This window comes from Streptomyces sp. NPDC087845, assembly GCF_044742755.1.
Lineage (GTDB): Bacteria > Actinomycetota > Actinomycetes > Streptomycetales > Streptomycetaceae > Streptomyces.
In genome coordinates this window covers 563,995-580,094 of sequence record NZ_JBIUVC010000003.1, presented here as the reverse complement: position 1 = coordinate 580,094, position 16,100 = coordinate 563,995, and the positions used below count along the sequence as shown (strand labels likewise).

Here is a 16,100-nt window from a genome sequence, read left to right as displayed (position 1 = left end):
GGCTGTCCGGAAGAAAGGCGGTACGCGAGAGGTCAGCGATCCGGCCGGACGGCGTGCGCGGCGGCGGACGGGCGCGGGGCGAGTTCGGACAGCCGACGGCGCAGCAGCCCGGCGATGGCCTCCGTGTGGTCATTGATGAAGAAGTGCCCGCCGCTGAACGTCTCCAGGGCGAACCGGCCCGTGGTGTGCTCCCGCCAGGCCCGTGCGTCATCGAGGGACACACGCGTGTCACGGTCACCGGTGAGCACGGTGACGGGGCACGAGAGCATCGTTCCGGGACGGTGACGGTAGGTCTCCACGGCCCAGTAGTCCCCACGGATCGACGGGAGCACCATCTGCAGGATCTCCTCGTCGTCGAGGAGCGCGGGGGCGGTACCCGCCAGACTCTTCAGCTCCCGGACCAGCCCGTCGTCGTCGAGCAGCCGCACCTTGTCGTCGCGGTGGCGCGACGGCGCGCGTCGCCCGGACGCGAACAGTTCCACGGGGCCCTCGCCGTCCTCGGCGAGACGCAGAGCGACCTCATGGGCGACGACCGCGCCCATGCTGTGGCCGAAGAAGACCAGAGGCCTGTCGCGGTACGGCGACAGCGCGGCGGCCACCCGGTCGGCGAGCGTGTGCAGATCGCGCAGCGTCTCCTCGGACCTGCGCTCCTGCCGGCCCGGGTACTGGACGGCCAGCACCCCGGCGGTCTGCCGCAACGAGGTGGCCAGGGGATGGAAGTAGCTGGCCGCCCCACCCGCGTACGGGAAACACACCAGCCGGGGGCCGGACGGCGGGCCGGGCTGGAAGCGCCTGATCCACAGGTCGCTGTCGGTCATCGATTCCCCTCGTGGTTCACACTGCTTCCGGATATTCGAGCCTGCTGTCGGAGACCAGGATCGCCTGCTGGAGATCGCGGAGGCCCCGGCAGGGCGCGAGGCCGAGCTCGTGGTAGAGATTGTCGCGCAGAGATCGATAGGCGGCCAGGGCGTCGGCCTGACGGTCCGAACGGTACAGGGCGAGCATCAGCTGACGGTGGAACGCCTCCCGCAGCGGATAGTCGGTGACCAGCGTGTGCAGATCACCGATCAGATCGCGGTGCTCCCCGAGCGCCAGCTTCGATTCGAACAGCAATTCCGAGCACTCCAGGCGCAGTTCGTCGCACCAGGTGGCGAAGGACTTGATCGCCTGGATGTCCTCGATCCCGCTGAACGCGGTGCCCCGGCACAGGGCCAGAGCGTGCTCGAACGACTCGACGGCCTGCTCGTGACGCTTGGCGCGCGCGTGTTCCTTGCCGAGCTGGAGAAAGCGCTGGAAGTCGTGCAGGTCCAGCTCGTCGTCGGAGAGATTCAGCAGGTAGCCGGGTGCCCGCGTCACGATCGGACTCTCCTCCCGCCCCGGGGCGGCCAGCAGCTTCCGCAGGTTCGACACGTACACCTGCAGGGACGCGATGACTCTGCGGGGCGCCCGGTCTCCCCAGATCTCCGCCACCAGCGTGTCCATGGACACGACCTGCCCCGCTCGTACCAGGAGGAGGGCGAGCACCGCCTCCATCTTCGGAGCGCTGATGAACCCACTGCTCCTGGGGCCTCGCACCCGCAGGGGGCCCAGTACCTCGTATCTGATCCCGGTCGGTGGCGCCGGGGCACCGGGGGCTCCAGGAACCCCGCCCCCGCCGAACGTTCCGAGCCGTATCTCAGCTGCGGCAGCCAAGTCCTCCATCAGCACACTCCCGTTCCGTCGCTGGGCAACGATCGATTTGTGCAAACGGTCTCCACGTTAAGTGGGCCGTTCTGGGCTCACCAACCCCTAATCCTGCGGGGCGCCCCCTAGGAGGGGGACCTCGCTGTTCCAGGCGCGGGCGTACTCGACGAGTTCGGCGCGGCCGGAGATGCCGAGCTTGCGGTAGACCCGGGTGAGGTGCTGCTCGACGGTGCTGACGGTGATGAACAGGTCACCGGCGATCTCGCGGTTGCTCCGGCCGGACGACGCGAGGGCCACCACGCGCAGCTCGGCCTTGCTGAGACGCGACGCGGATTCCTGTTCGCCCGCCGTCCGTTGAGGGGGTACCCGGCCGGCGACCGCCGCCGCCTCGGCCAGGAGATGCCGGATCTGGCCCTCGATCCGCGGGCAGCGGCCGTCGGACTCCCGGAGCTGGGCCTTCAGAATGCGGCGGGCGTCGTGCGGCCGGTCCAGGCGCAGCTGCGCCTCTCCCACACCCACCCGCCAGTCCGACAGCAGCGGAAGATCGACGGACCAGGTCCGCAGGAGCTCGCCGCAGCGTTCGAAATCCAGCAGCGCGCGCCGGGGCTCGCCCACCGCGAGGTTGTAGCGGCCGCGGGCCGCGAGGAACCCCGGCCCCGCGCTGCCCCGGAAGGTGTGGGGCGGCAGCACCCGGTCGGCCAGCGGTGCGGCCTCCTCGGCCCGCCCCTGCTCGACGAGAGCGGTGATCAGGGTGGACAGCGGACCGGCGAGGGCGACTCCCCAGCCGGCCTCGGAGATCTCGTCGAGTGCCAGGAGCGCCAGGCGTTCCGCCTCGGCCGGATCGTCCAGGCGCAGCGCGATCTCCGCCCGGCAGGCGGTGAGGATCGCCGTCCACAACGGAACCCGGTTCTCCGCCGCCTGTTCCAGGAGCCGGTCGGCCGACCATGCGGCCTCACGGGTGTGCCCCGCCGCGAGCAACTCGGCCAGCGCGATCGCCACATGCGGAAGCGAACCCTCCGTCAGCCGTACCCCGCGCAGCCTTTCGGCGGCCCCGCCCGGGTGGCAGTGAGCGGCGCCCGGGGGGAACGGCGCCGCCATGGCGTGCGCCCCGCGGCCGGCCGGCTCCCTGGCGGCCCTGCCCCGTGGCCGGTACGGGCCGACGGCGGCCGACGTGTCGAAGCCGGGATAGAGGTACGAGAACCACACCCGCACCTGGTTGAAGGCGTCCGGCGCCGTGTCGGGCGGCGCCGACGAGAGCAGCGCGGCGGCCTCGTCGACCTCGCCGCCCCACAGCAGACACTTGGCCAGCAACGGTTCGGCGCCGCCCGGCAGGCTGCCGCGCCGGTCCGGTGCGGACAGCTGGGCCGCGTACCGGAAGGCGAGAGCCGGGTCGGTCTGCCACAGCGCCTCGGCCAGTGCCACGGTCACCCGCTCGGCCTGCGGTCCGTCGGCGCCGGTGCGATGAGCCAGCCGCAGATAGCGAATCCTCAGTTCGGAGCGGGGGCCCTTTGTGTGGCGCTGCGCCGCTTCCAGGAGCGCGCGCACGGCCCAGTCCTCGCTGCTGCCTCCCGCGGCCTCGATCAGCGGGGCGATGGTCTCCACGTCGGCGCCGTCGTGGTAGAGGAGCCGAGCGGCGCGCAACGGGAAGTGGGACCGGGCTGTCGACGGGACTCCGGTGCGGATGCTCTCCCCGATCCCGGGCGACCTGAGCCGCCCTCCGTCGGTGAACCCCATGCTCGTCAGCTCGGCGAGAGCGCGCCGGACGCTCTGCGGGGAGGTGCCGAGCAGCCTGGCCAGCAGGACGGGGGTGGCGACCTCGCCGAGAGTGGCCAGCGCCTGAGCGGTATGCAGGACGGCCGTCCCCGCCCGCCACAGGCAGCGCATCACGGCGTGACCGAACGCCTCGTGGCCGGGGGCGTCCTCCCGTACTCCCGCCGTTTCGCCGCCGGACGGTGTGCCGTACTGCGCAAGTGCGCCGAGGAGTAAGGGGTTTCCTCCGGTCATTGCGTGCCAGGCGGGTGCGAGCCGCGCGCCGGCCACCGGTCCGAGCGCGCGGGTGAGCAGATCGCGCGTACCGTACGCCGACAGCATCGACAGCCGGACCTGGGTCACCTCCCGGTGCGAGGGCAGGGTGCGGTAGAGGGCGAGCTTCTCGGCCGGCTCACCCGTACGGCAGGCCAGCACCGTGAGGATCCGGGCGCCCTCCCAGCCCTGGAGCAGGGACATGAGAATGTCGAGCGATGCCGTGTCCGCGTGCTGCACGTCATCGACAGCAATGATTACCGGGGTATGACGCGAGATCTCCAGAACGGTTTCGCTGAAGATCCGGGAAGCGGCCGACCGGCCCTGTGCCGTTGATTCGCCCCCGGAATCGGCAATGAATTCCCCGGGCAGTGAATCCAGTAGCTGCGCCAGTACCCCCTGGGGCTGCGCCCCCTCGACGGCCCGGCCCGGCCCGTCGCGGACAGGACGAGGGCGCCCTCTTCCCGGGCGGCTGTGGTGAAGACCCGCAGCAACTCCGTCTTGCCGCTCGCCACTGCCCCGCTGACCTGCACGATCTGTCCGGCCCGGGTGCGTGTCAGGGCGAAGGCGTCCGTCAGCCGGGCCAGCGGGGCCGCGCGCTCGGACAGTGTCTTCGCCGCCCCGTCCTGTTCGGAACGCGGGTCGTCGTGTGCCGTCGTTTTTTCGGTACGAGGAGGCGAGGAATATCGCGGATGGAACACTCTCCGTACCTCCGAGAACTGATAGAGAGACGTAAAGTCGACGCGTACGAAGACAGACTTCAGGATGATTGCATCTCGAATCGATGAGGTGCAACAACCGCCTGGTTCAGTCGATTCCGGGACTTCCCAGGTGCGCAATGCCGGTGAGGGTTCTTCACCTGTGGGCAGGCGGCGCCCCGGGAGAAGGGGTTGACAGAGCCACGGCGCCCGCCCGCCGCTGCCTTCGGCAGGAACGACGGGCGGGCGGAGGGCCGGCCGGTCCGGGACGGCTGCGTGCTCAGTCGAGGTCGGGAACCCAACTGCCGTGGAAGCCGGGCGGAACGCGTACGGGGAGATGCACCCGGGCCACGGGTTCGCCGGTGAAATCCTGCGCGGACAGGATGAGGAGATCCGTGGCGTCGCGTTCCGGGTCGAAGACGTAGGCCATGACGTAGCCGTGGTCCTCCGGGGCATCGGGCGCGGCAGGAGCGAAGACCGCCTCGGCGACCGCGGAGTCGACGGGGAACAGCCGTCGCTCCGTCGTCCCCTTCGCGTAGTCGCGCTTGAGCATCACCTCGCCCGATCCGGTGTCGAACACCGCGTCGGACGCCACGGTGTAGCCGTACCGGTGCTTGAGCGACACGACGCGTTCGTCGACCCGGGGGAACTCCTGGTTCTCGTCGTCGAGCGTCTCCTGGAGCACCTTGCCGGATTTCAGGTCGATCGTCCAACGGTCCAGAACGGGAGCGGAGTTGCCGTCGAGTCCGCCCTTCTGCAGCATGCGCGGGAACCGGGTGAGGTCCACCACGACCGTGTCGTCCTCGTCGTACGCGTTGAGGGTGTGGAAGACCCAGCACGGTTCGAGGTCGAACCAGCGGACCTCGTCGGAGCCGCCGTGCCGGGGCAGCAGACCGATGCGGGCCTGGTGGTCGTTGTTCCAGGCGTACGGCAGCCGGGCCCCGGTCCTGGCGAGAGGGGCGTTGTAGGTGATCGGCAGGTCGTAGATCACCGCGTACTTCTGGGTGAGGGCGAAGTCGTGCATCATCGGCCCGTCCTCGACCGGCACGTCCACGGTGCGGGTGACGGTGCCCCCGGCGTCGATGACGATGTACTGGACGTGGTCCCAGCCCGCGTAGTACGCCACCGCGTGCAGTTCACCGGTCACCACGTCGCGCTTGGTGTGTGCCGTGTATCCGCCCGGCAGGCCCCCGCCGAAGTCGAACGGGCCGAGCGTGTCCAGCTCGTAGCTCATCTCGTACGGGCGGATACCGGCCTCGACGAGGGCGAGGGTGCGGCCCGCGTGTCCGATGACATGTGTGTTGGCCGCCGCGTCCCGGTCGGCGAAGACGGGACCGGCCGGCCACGGCTCGCCGAGCCGTTCGGCCACGCTCCGGGAGCGGACCCAGCGATTGCGGTACCACTCGGCACTGCCGTTCCGCAGCCGCACACCGTGGACCATGCCGTCGCCGGTGAACCAGTGATAGGCCTGAGGGTCCTCAATACCCACGGGATTGGGGCCGTTGCGGAGATAGCGGCCGTTGAGCTCGGTGGGAATCCGGCCGGTCACCGGAAGGTCGAGCGCGGTTATCTCCTCGGAGACCGGCCCGATGCGTCCTTCCAGGAATCGATTCTTCATACGTGCGTGTTCCTTTCTCGGTGCCGGGCGTCGGGCGCGGGGGCGGGAATCACAGCGCGGTGAAGCCCAGCCCGTTGTCGTCGAACGTCAGCCGGAGGGATCTGCCGGGCGCCTCGATCTCCACCCCGGACAGCCCCTCGGGGGCGGCCTGCTCCAACACCAGGGAGCTGTTGTGGAGCAGGAGCACGGCGGTTTCGCCGTCGAGCCGCACCCGGTCCTCCGGAATGCCGTACACCAGCCGGTAGTGCCGCACCGCCGAGGCCAGGTCCGACACCCGGATCGTGGCGGAGCGCAGCCGCATGTCGATCGGCACGTCGGGCAGCTCGGAGTGGTACTCGATGACCCACGGCATCAGGTGGTACTGACCGAAGAACAGCGAGGAGAAATGAATTTTTGAGCCGTCTGGCTGAGGCACCCAGGTGGAAATGGGGCCACAGTTCTTGACGGTGTCCGGCAGATTCTTCTGAAGGTTCGCGAGATCTTCGGTGCACAGCGTGGCCGAGAAGATGCCCGGACCTCGCTCTGCCAGGTACTGGACGAATTTTTTCCCGAACGGGGAAAGGGTGGCCTGTTCGGGTTCGGAAACCGCCATGATTTCCAGGAAATTTCCGTTCAGGGCGACGACCCGGCCCGTTATTCCCGGGATGGTGGCGGTGGGAACCTCGAAGGAGACGCCCAGCGCGTCCTCTATTTGCGTAATTGATTCGTCAAGATCGTGTACAGCGAAAGTTACGTGATCCAAGAACACTGCGGTCCCCCCTTGGCCCTTATGAGCAACGGCAGCCTGCCGCAGTCATCGCGTGCCGATGCGGCCGCTGTACCGGTTCCACTATCGGCTCCGCCGCGGGTTGCTCCGCATGCTCAGTGTCGAAGCCGGGTGGGGGAGCCTGCACACCTGGGAAGCACCTTGGGGCAGGCCGGATGCGTTGCGGCGGAGCTCTCGGACGGCGGTCGGTGCCGTCGTGGCCGGTTTTGCATGGCATTGCGGGAGTGGTGAGCGGATCCGGAATGTCGGTGGTGGGTTTCAGTGGCGCGGCCGAACGCTGGCGCAGAGTTCCCGGTACTCCGTAAAGGAATGGCCAAGGGAAGTACAACAATCGGTATGTGTGATGCAGGTCATAGTCGCTGCTGTGGGGGGTGGAGGCAACCGGATGGAAGTCAGTTCGAATCTGTGCAAGATTGGGCGCTGTTTTCGGCTCTTCGTGCTCCGCGCCCTTCGAGTCACCCCGGCAGGATTTCTGCTCATCTGTGGGGTCGGCGGTGGTTGGTCTGACGTGGTTGAAATTTGGACGGCCGGAGTGTATCGCTACATGTATGGGGGCATGTGATGGGTACTTTGGAGCTTTCTCGCGGAGACATACTTTCCAGGCTTGCGGCGCGTACGGAAGAAATCGCCCAGGAAATCTGGTTGAAGGTGCAGATGTATGCGGAGGGCGGGGGCCTGGTCGGCTCGGCCGGCAGCGCGGAGCTCGTGCGCTCGGTCCTCGACAGGGGACTGGAGCTCTACCGGCAGGGGGGTCACCTGCCCGCGGAGGAAATCGCGAGGTGCACCGCGCTCGCCGTGCAGCTCGCCGAGCGGGGGGAGCGCATCGCACCCCTGCTGCACGCCTGGGAGGTCGGCTGCTCGGTCGCCGTCGCCGACTGCTGGGTCTCGGCCCGGCCCGGGGAGCAGAGCGAACTGGTTTCCCTGACCCAGTGGGCATCCACCGGAGTGAAGGAGATCACCGCCGCGATCAGCCTCGCCTACGTCCACGCCCAGAAGCAGGCCGGGCTCGACACCTCGCGCCGGGTACTCGCGGATCTCATGCTCAACGGAGCCACGACCGACGAACTCGCGGCCACCGCGCACCACACACCGGCGAAGGAGTACGTGGCCGTGGCCGGCCGGGTGGTCGGTGAGATCGCGCCGAGCGCCGCCACCGTAGCGCGTGCCTCGGCCGCACTGACGACCGGAGACCTGGGACTGAGCTGCCAGGCGGGCCGCCATCTGTGCATCCTGGCTCCGATCCGCTCGCACAGCGGCCCGGACGAACAGGCCGGACAGATCGTGGAGACGCTCAAGCGGGTGGGTATCACCTTCGCCGCGCCCGCCGGTGCGGTCATCGCACCCCGTTCGGAGCTCGCCGTGGCCATCCAGCAGGCCGCCAGGATCGAGTCGCTCGCCAACATCGCCGGGCTCGACGGCAAGACGGTCGAGAGCAACCAGGTCATCAGCGAGCTCGCCATCTCCAGGGACAGCGAGTACCGCAGGCAGTTGATCTCCCTGATCGATCCGATCGTGGAGACCCCGGAGCTCCTCAAGACGCTCCGTACGCTCTACCTCATGGACCTGGACAGGACCAGGACGGCCCGCCGGCTCAACGTCGCGCGGCGGACCCTGACCTACCGTCTGGAACGGATCGAACAGCTGACGGGAATCAACCCCGTACGCACCCGCGGCATTCTCGCGTTCGTTCTCGCGCTCGCCGCACGGGATCTCGACTCGTCCTGTGCCGTGCCCGAGAGCGCCTGACCCCGGCACCGCCCAAGCCTCCGAGTCCGTCCGGTGATCCGGACGGACTCGGGGGGCCGCGGCGGCAGGCCGCGGATCAGCGCGGGGTGCCGGACGCCGCGTGACCGATGAGACCGAGTGCCGCCGCGCTCAGCCGCCGACGCGCACGCGAGCACTCCTCGGACGTCCGCCAGCCGATGAAGCCGTCGGGCCGGACCAGTACGGCGCCCTCGGCGCCGATGCCGTAGGAGGAGAGGAACGTTCCCTCGACATCGACGTACACCGGCCCCTCACCGGGCGCCGCCCGGTGTTCCGGTCCGACGATCCGGCGCACGGCCACGGCGGGTTCCCGCGCGTCGAGCGGTTCGGCCGCCACGTCCCAGGCGCCGCCCGGAGCGGCGGTCAGCAGGACGAAACCGCCGCCGAACAGATCCAGCGCCGAGATCCGCCGTCCCTCGTGCTCCAGCACGACATGCGGGGCCCGGGTCCCCGGACGCCCCGATGGGCGGTGCGGGTCCTCGGACACCGCGGCGTCACCGGCCGGCTCGTCCGAGCCGCCGCACTCACGGGCGGCCGTGAGCAAAGACGGGTAGCAGTAGCCGAGTTGCACAGTTGCTCGGGACTCGGACGACGACTGACCGATCCGGGCCAGGGTCTCCTGCACCGTGTAGTCCGCGACCGGACGGCGCTCGGCGTCGTAGGTGTCGAGCAGGGCCTCGCCCGCGGCGCCCGCCAGCACGGCGGCCAGCTTCCAGGCGAGGTTGTGACCGTCCTGGACCCCGGTGTTGCCGCCGAACCCACCGGCGGGCGGCATCGCGTGCGCGGAGTCACCCACCAGGAAGACCCGGCCGGACCGGAAGCGGTCGGCGACCAGGGCCGCGCTCTCCCACGCCATGGCGCTGTGCACCGTGACCTCGGTCCCGGGGTCGTCGGCGGCCACCCGGACCAACGCCCGGGTGCTCTCCCGCAAACCGTCCTCGGAAGGGTCGATGCCCTCGAACAGCGGGAAGCCGAGCTGCCACATCCGGGACTCGCTGCTGCCGCGGGCGAACAGGAAGGCGCCGGCCTTCTTGACGATGACGGCCATCGCACGCCGCCCCCGGAGCACCGGTTCCAGATCGGCGTCGAAGATCGCGCTCACCGAGCGTCCGAGAGCCCCCGGCCCATGACGTCCGATGCCGAGCGCCTCCCGTACCGGGCTGCGGATCCCGTCGGCCGCCAGCAGATAGTCGCAGCGCACCGTCCAGCTCCCCGAACCGTCGGTCTCGTGCAGCGTCGCCGTGACCCCGTCCGCGTCCTGGACGAGGCCGTCGAAACGGGTCCCGAACCGCACCTCGGCGCCCAGTTCCCGCGCGCGCCCCAGCACCAGGGGCTCCAACCGCTGCTGATCGCACAGGCGCATCCCGGTCGGGCTGATGTCGAGCGTCTCGTCGTGGTGGTTGCCGGTCGGCACATAGTGCTCGTCGGCCAGCGTGTCCACCACGACGAAACCGATGGGTCCGGGATCACCCGCCTCGCGGACCGCGTCCTCGATCCCCACCGAGCGGAACAGCTCCATCGAGCGGGCCGTCACCAGCCGCGCCCGCGGATGCACCGACGTACCCGGTCGCTGCTCGACCAGCAGGCACTCGACGCCCTCGGCGGCGAGGAACAGAGCAGCCGACAGACCGCTCAGACTCCCTCCGACTATCAGAACGGGGACATGCCGTGGGGTGCTGTGCTGGTCTCGCATTCAAGCCCTCTCGTCGCCGGCCCGCCCGCACGGCCGCCCGTTCTCATGTCTGTACTTTCAACATAAAGGACAGGGCGCCTACTTCAGCAGCGGACTCGGTTCGCCTTGCTGGAAAGTGGACTTGAGATGTCTGGAAGCCCTGTCCGCGTCCCGTTCCCGGGTCACCACCGCGATGAAGCTGTCCGTGGCGGCGACCATCTCCACCGCGACATCCGCATCGCGCAGCGACTCGAAGTACCGGGCGATGATCTCCGAGTTGGACCGCAGACTGGCGCCGACCAGCGAGACCCTGCCGACGCCGATGTCCACCCGGACCGAGTCGAAACACAGGGTGTCGCGCACCTGCTCCAGCACGGCCATCGCCGTCGCCGAGTCGCGCTCGTCGACGACGAAGGACAGATCGTTCCGGCCGCCGGGCGCGGAGGTGTTCTGAGCCATGTCCGACCTGATGCCGGAATCGGCCAAGGTCCGGAAGATCTCCGCGACGACCCATGACTGCGTGGGAGCGCCGCGGACCGTTACCCGGGCAACCCGGAGGTCATGACACACGCCGTAGATGATGGGGTGTTCCATCGAGTGAGCCCCCTTTCCGTCGCTGGCATGGCCCCGCTCGGCGCCATGGTTCCTTCTGCCGTCCCGTCAGCCGAGCAGCGGCCGTGCCGCCGCCCGGGTGCGGGCGAAATCGGTGACCTCGATCCCCATGGAACTCAGCTGGTCCGCCGTGCGGTCCTCCGGACCGCCCGAGAGATCGGTGGCCGCCGCGCCGATCACCACCCCGAGCGGTGCCGGCCAGCCGCGCAGCGCGTGCACGATGTCCCGCAGACTGCGCAGCGCGGCGGCCGGACCCTGCGGCCCCGCCCCCACCCCGATGCAGCCGACCACCCGCTGCTCCAGATACGGACGGGAGTCCTCGCGCAGATCCTCGAAGTAGTCCAGCGCGTTCTTGACCAGACCGGAGACCGCGCCGTGGTAGGCGGGTGACGCGATCAGCAGCGCATCGGCCTGCCGCACGGCCTCCAGCATCCGCCGTGCCTTCGGGTCCCGGACGGACGACGAGGGATCGTAGAGCGGCAGCCGCAGCTGCTCCCCGACGAAGAACTCCGCCTCCGCCCCGGCGCCGACCGCGGCGGCCGCCGCGCGCCGCAGCGCGGTCTCGGTCCGCGACGGCCGGCCGGAGTGCCCGATACTGCCGCCGAGCGCGACGAGCCGGACGGTCATTCCTTGTATCCGACCGCGAGCCCGTCCCCGAGCGGGATCAGGGTGGTGAACAGGGATTCCTCGGCGAGCATCGCGTCGACCGTCTCACCGATCGCCTTGCCCATCGGGTCCCGCGTGTAGCCGCTCAGTGCGTCTCCGTTCCAGAAGATGTTGTCGGCGACGAACAGTCCGCCGCGGACCAGCCGGGGCAGAGCCACGGCGAACACCTCCGGGTAGAGCCGCTTGTCGATGTCGCACAGGATGAGGTCGAAGTCGCCCTCGACCGAACGGAAGGACTCCATCGCGTCCCCGACCAGGATCTCGACCCGGTCCGAGACACCTGCCTTCTCGATGAACGACGCGGCCTTGGCGGCGAGTTCGGGATCGGACTCGGTGTAGTAGACCTTGCCCTCGGGTCCGACGGCGCGGGCCAGCCAGATGGTGGAGAACCCGACCGCCGAACCGAACTCGAACACCCGCTTGGCGCCGGACATCTTCGCCAGCTGCCACAGCAGGCGCCCGGACAGCGGACCGATGATCGGAACGTTCTTCTCCCAGGCGTACATGCCGATCTCGGTCATCACCGGATCGTTCTTCGGAGCCTTCTTCCAGGCCCAGTTGAGCGCGGCGTCGTAGCGGAAGTCGAAGCGGTAGATCTCGGTCGGGATCATCGAAGGGTCGAAGGCTCCCGGGCCCCGGGAAGACCCCGCGGCCGATGCGGCGGGCGCGGTCTGCCAGGCGCTCGGGCCGAGGGCCATCGAACGGAACATCTGCTGCAGTCCGGCGGCGACGGCCTGCGCTGCGGGGCCGCCCGAACCGTCGGTGTCCGGAGCCGCGGCCTGGGTCTGGAACTTGGCGATGTTCTCGACCAGCGGCCGGCGCTCGTTCTCGTACTCGGCCAGCGAGCCGGCCGAGACGTCGTTCTCGGCGAGCGCCCGAGCGGCCGTCCTGGCCGCGGACTGGGCGTCGTACAGCGCCAGGTTCATGTTCTGCCCGCCGAACGTGGTCAGGCTGTGCGCGGTGGAGCCGATCAGCATCACACCGTCGGCCACCCACGTGTCGGCGATGTGCCCGGGGAAGGTGTGGTGGCGTACGTCCTCCCAGCCGCGCAGACCCTTCAGGCTCGGGCGCAGCCGCGGCTCCACCGAGAGGATCCGCTCCAGGAACGTCTCGAACCCCTGCGCCTTCACCTCGTCGAACGAACCGCTGCGGATGCCCCACAGCACACTGACCTCGTCGGGCGAGTAGGCGGCCAGACCGAGGTAGCGGTTGTCGCTGGCCCGGTAGTTGCTCAGCACCGACGGCCAGTCGTCGGGGCGCGGCGCGAGGAAGGTGATCGCCTCGTAGTCCCAGGCGGCGGGCTGTACCGGGATGCCGGCGAGGTCACGGGTGGGGGAGCCCTCACCGTCCGCCGCCACCACCAGCCGGCATTCCAGGACGCGCTCGGCGCCGTCCTGGGTGAAGGCCACCCCGTTGAGGACGCCGTAGGCGTCTTTCAGCAGGGAACCGACCACCGACCCGTCGAAGATCTGGAAGCCGGGGTGCTTGAGGAGCTCGTCGAGGAACGCGTGCTGCATGACCCGGTACGGCACGCCCAGGCCGTACGCGAACGGACTGTCCTCGATGTCGGCGTAGCGCAGCGCGGCGATGCGGTCCCCGTCGACGTAGTAGTCGTAGCCGTCCAGCCGGTGGGTGTCCGCCTCCACCGCCTCGCGCACCCCCAGGGAGTCCAGCACCTTGATGGCGCCCGGCTGTATCAGCATGGTCTGGCGCTTGCTCGAACGGTCGGTTTCCCGGTCCACCACGGCGACGCTGTGGCCCGCGTCCAGCAGGGCCTTCGCCAGCGCGAGGCCATGGGGTCCGGCACCGACGACGCAGGCGTCCACCTTCGACGCGAGGTAGTCAGACATGTGTGGTGCTCCTTTGAATGTCGGGCTGGAAAGTGAGTGGTGACGGCGGGCGGCGGAGGTCAGGACGGCGGAACGAGGAAGTAGAGCAGCCCGTCGGCCGAACCGGCGGCGAGCCGGCCGCCCTCCCGTGCGACCGACAGGACCGTGTGGCCGGCCCGGTGGCGGCCGAGTTCACGGCCCTCGCGGTCCAGGAGGTAGAGATGATGGTCGGCGGAGGCGACGGCGATGGTGCCGGACCGGGCGTCCACGCCCTTCACCCAGGACCCCGTGGTGAAGCGCCAGCGCTCCGAGAGCCCGGAGTCGTACGACCGCAGGGTCCCGTCCACGCAGGCCGCCAGCAGCCCTCCGTCGTCGCTGGTCACCATGCGTACGGCGTGGGTCTCCCGGCGGTGCAGCGGTGCGCCGGACAGGTCGAGGACGATCAGCGCGCCCTCGGCCGTGCCCACCGCGAAGCCCTCGTCGACCGCGGCGCATCCGTATACCGGGAAGCCCTCGGTGCGCTGCCAGAGCAGTTCCCCGGTCGCATGGGCACGGCAGGTCACCGAGCCTTCGGTGCTCGGCGTGGTGACCCGGTCGTGCCCGAGGCAGATGTCCCAGGCGGAGGGCCCCGACTCGGCCCACAGCACGTTCAGATGACGGTCGATCAGAGCGACGGAACCGTTCCGGCTCACCGCGAGATGGCCGTGCGCGTCCGGTGCCAGGCGCCAGCCGCCGACCCCGTTGCGCCGTTCCAGCCGCCGGCCCTGGGGGGAGACCAGTACGACGGCCCCCGCCTCCAGGGAGAGCAGCCAGCCGTCCGGATGGACGGCGATGTCGGTGACGGCGCTGTCGAAACCGATCAGATGGTCCGGTGCGGCACTTCCCCAGCTGCCCAGGGCGAGCCGCCCGGGGGCGACGGCCGCAGCCACCCGGTCGTTGCTCAGCCGGACCGTGGTGACCCAGCCGTCGAGCTGCCACGATCTCCGGACGGTCATTTCCGCACTACGTGGGTGAGTTTCCAATTCTTGAAGCCACCTCCCCGCTTGGTGAGTTCGTTGAAGTCGAAGGACAGCTCGACCTCCAGCGGCAGTTCGCGCGCGGCCAGGGCCGTCTCGGCGAGCCGGACGATCTCGGCGCACCGGGCGTCGTCCTGGTGGTCCCGCTCCACCTCCAGGCAGAGCAGGGGCCGGCCGTCGTCCTCGAAGCGGATGCAGTAGCCGAGGAGGCCCGGAATCGCGTAGACGATCTCCTCGATGTCGTAAGGACGCAGCCGGCGGCCCGCGATCTCCAGCTCGTCGGTGGTGCGGCCCAGCACCTCCACCACCGGCAGTTCGAGACCGCAGGCGCAGCCGCCGGGCCGGCGGCGCACCAGGTCCCCGGTGCGGTAGCGGAGCAGCGGCCGGGCGTCCGCGGTCAGCGTGGTGACGACGAGCTCGGCGACCTCCGCCGACGTGGGCGCACCGGTTTGGGGGTCCACCCACTCGAAGTGGTACATGTGCTCCAGCAGATGCATGCGCTTCTCGGGGCACGAGGTGGAGCAGGTCCCCATCTCCGAGGAACCGTAGGAGTTGATGTAGACCTGGGCGTCCCACATCCGCTCCAGCATGGCCCGCATGGGCTCCGTGAGCAGCTCGCCCAGGAGCAGGATGTTGCGGATGCCGAAGGTGGTCGGGTCGATGCCGCGGTTCTTGAGCTCCGCGTAGAAGTGCAGGCTCAGACCCGGGGTGGTGAGGACGGTGTTGATGCCGGTCTGCTGGCAGATCCGTACGATCTGGTCCCACCCGCAGACGCCCCGGGTGAAGGGGAACGCACGGACGCTGAAGACGTTCATCGACTCCAGGCCGTAGACCATCGCGTCGGCCACCGGCGCGATGTCCGAGGGCACGAGCAGGATCGCCTTGTCCTGGTGCGGCCGCAGGATGCGCTGCCAGTTCAGCAGCAGACCGCGCGTGTTGGCCGCGATGTCCTTCTTCGTCTTGGGCGTCGGCGTGGGTGTACCGGTGGTGCCGGACGACTCGTAGTAGCGGACGGTCTCCGCGAGCGGCACGGACAGGATGCGCAGCCCCGCCTCGCGCAGATCCGCCTTGTCGGTGAACGGCAGCCGTCGCAGCAGGCCGAAGTCCGCCTCCGCCAGTTCGGCCGCCCCCAGGCCGGCCAGCACCGGGGCGTAGAACGGGGACTTGGCGGCCTGGGCCAGTGTCGTACGCAGCAGCCGCAGCCGGTCCGCGTCGAGGGCACCGGCCGGCGCGTCGTGGAGGGCGGACGTCATGACGCCTCCGCGTCGGTCTCCGCGTTCCTGGTGAAGCACCACGAGCAGCCGCCGGGCCTGAGCTCGAACGTCGCCGTGAGGTCCTGCTTGGCGGCGATGGACGACTGGAGCTTCGTGCAGTACTCGCGGCACGGGTCGTCGAAGGTCAGCTCGATGCCCAGCTTCGCCGCGCCCTGCCGGTAGGAGAGGATTCCGCAGTTGTCGATGTCGAGCTTCGACGCCTCGACCGACGCCTCGTGCACCGTGACGTCCGACCCCCAGCAGTCGCCCAGGATCCGGGTGAGGTTCTCGGTGAAGGGAAGCGCGCCCTCGGTCTTGTAGCGGTCGGACTGCTTGGCGGTCGCCTCGGAGGAGAAGTCGATCCACTCGTCGATGGCGCCGTAGCCGTAGTTGGAGACCATGTACCGCTCCATGCCGGCCTGGGCACGGAAGTACATCGCTTTCCACATCTCGGCCTTGGCCTCGGCCGGAATCGACGGCCGTGCGCTGATGTCAGTCATG

13 protein-coding genes are annotated in these 16,100 nt (G+C 69.6%); 1 reads left to right on the top strand and 12 read right to left on the bottom strand.

Annotated features, from left to right (window positions below; genetic code table 11):
* Positions 1 to 32: 32 nt before the first annotated feature.
* The 5 genes from ACIOMQ_RS11675 to ACIOMQ_RS11655 all read right to left on the bottom strand — a co-directional run bounded on the left by ACIOMQ_RS11675 (position 33) and on the right by ACIOMQ_RS11655 (position 6,763).
* The gene (locus ACIOMQ_RS11675) at positions 33 to 818 is read right to left on the bottom strand and encodes a thioesterase II family protein (RefSeq protein ID WP_402188755.1); all 786 of its coding nucleotides are present in this window, start codon (positions 816 to 818) and stop codon (positions 33 to 35) included.
* Between the two features lie 16 nt (positions 819 to 834).
* Positions 835 to 1,533 carry a BTAD domain-containing putative transcriptional regulator gene (locus ACIOMQ_RS11670; protein WP_402188851.1) on the bottom strand — a complete coding sequence of 233 codons (699 nt, stop codon included), beginning with the start codon at positions 1,531 to 1,533 and terminating at the stop codon, positions 835 to 837.
* 255 nt (positions 1,534 to 1,788) lie between these two features.
* Positions 1,789 to 3,945, bottom strand: a complete 2,157-nt coding sequence (locus ACIOMQ_RS11665; protein ID WP_402188753.1) for a LuxR C-terminal-related transcriptional regulator — start codon at positions 3,943 to 3,945, stop codon at positions 1,789 to 1,791.
* A 738-nt stretch (positions 3,946 to 4,683) separates the two neighbouring features.
* Positions 4,684 to 6,021 carry a carotenoid oxygenase family protein gene (locus ACIOMQ_RS11660; protein ID WP_402188751.1) on the bottom strand — a complete coding sequence of 446 codons (1,338 nt, stop codon included), beginning with the start codon at positions 6,019 to 6,021 and terminating at the stop codon, positions 4,684 to 4,686.
* 49 nt (positions 6,022 to 6,070) lie between these two features.
* On the bottom strand, positions 6,071 to 6,763 hold the full coding sequence (locus tag ACIOMQ_RS11655) for a VOC family protein (protein WP_402188749.1): 693 nt from the start codon (positions 6,761 to 6,763) through the stop codon (positions 6,071 to 6,073).
* A gap of 672 nt (positions 6,764 to 7,435) precedes the next feature.
* Here ACIOMQ_RS11655 and ACIOMQ_RS11650 point away from each other — a divergent pair.
* Positions 7,436 to 8,533 carry a PucR family transcriptional regulator gene (locus tag ACIOMQ_RS11650; protein ID WP_402188848.1) on the top strand — a complete coding sequence of 366 codons (1,098 nt, stop codon included), beginning with the start codon at positions 7,436 to 7,438 and terminating at the stop codon, positions 8,531 to 8,533.
* A gap of 76 nt (positions 8,534 to 8,609) precedes the next feature.
* On the opposite strand, the gene ACIOMQ_RS11645 is transcribed toward ACIOMQ_RS11650, so the two are convergent.
* The 7 genes from ACIOMQ_RS11645 to ACIOMQ_RS11615 form a co-directional block, all read right to left on the bottom strand.
* Positions 8,610 to 10,244, bottom strand: a complete 1,635-nt coding sequence (locus ACIOMQ_RS11645; protein WP_402188747.1) for an FAD-dependent monooxygenase — start codon at positions 10,242 to 10,244, stop codon at positions 8,610 to 8,612.
* A 78-nt stretch (positions 10,245 to 10,322) separates the two neighbouring features.
* Positions 10,323 to 10,682: an ACT domain-containing protein gene (locus ACIOMQ_RS11640; RefSeq protein ID WP_402188745.1), complete on the bottom strand. Its 360-nt coding sequence runs from the start codon at positions 10,680 to 10,682 to the stop codon at positions 10,323 to 10,325.
* Between the two features lie 201 nt (positions 10,683 to 10,883).
* Positions 10,884 to 11,462 carry an NADPH-dependent FMN reductase gene (locus ACIOMQ_RS11635; RefSeq protein WP_389801820.1) on the bottom strand — a complete coding sequence of 193 codons (579 nt, stop codon included), beginning with the start codon at positions 11,460 to 11,462 and terminating at the stop codon, positions 10,884 to 10,886.
* Positions 11,459 to 13,351, bottom strand: coding sequence for an FAD-dependent monooxygenase (locus ACIOMQ_RS11630; protein ID WP_402188742.1), 1,893 nt, complete (start codon positions 13,349 to 13,351; stop codon positions 11,459 to 11,461). Before ACIOMQ_RS11630 ends, ACIOMQ_RS11635 begins: the two co-directional genes overlap by 4 nt.
* Positions 13,352 to 13,410: 59 nt before the next feature.
* Entirely contained in the window at positions 13,411 to 14,325 is a 915-nt protein-coding gene (locus ACIOMQ_RS11625; RefSeq protein ID WP_402188740.1) for a WD40 repeat domain-containing protein, read from the bottom strand.
* Positions 14,322 to 15,599, bottom strand: a complete 1,278-nt coding sequence (locus ACIOMQ_RS11620) for a phenylacetate--CoA ligase family protein (RefSeq protein WP_402188738.1) — start codon at positions 15,597 to 15,599, stop codon at positions 14,322 to 14,324. The genes ACIOMQ_RS11625 and ACIOMQ_RS11620 overlap by 4 nt, the downstream gene beginning before the upstream one ends.
* The gene (locus ACIOMQ_RS11615; RefSeq protein WP_402188736.1) at positions 15,596 to 16,099 is read right to left on the bottom strand and encodes a hypothetical protein; all 504 of its coding nucleotides are present in this window, start codon (positions 16,097 to 16,099) and stop codon (positions 15,596 to 15,598) included. The genes ACIOMQ_RS11620 and ACIOMQ_RS11615 overlap by 4 nt, the downstream gene beginning before the upstream one ends.
* Position 16,100 lies beyond the last annotated feature (1 nt).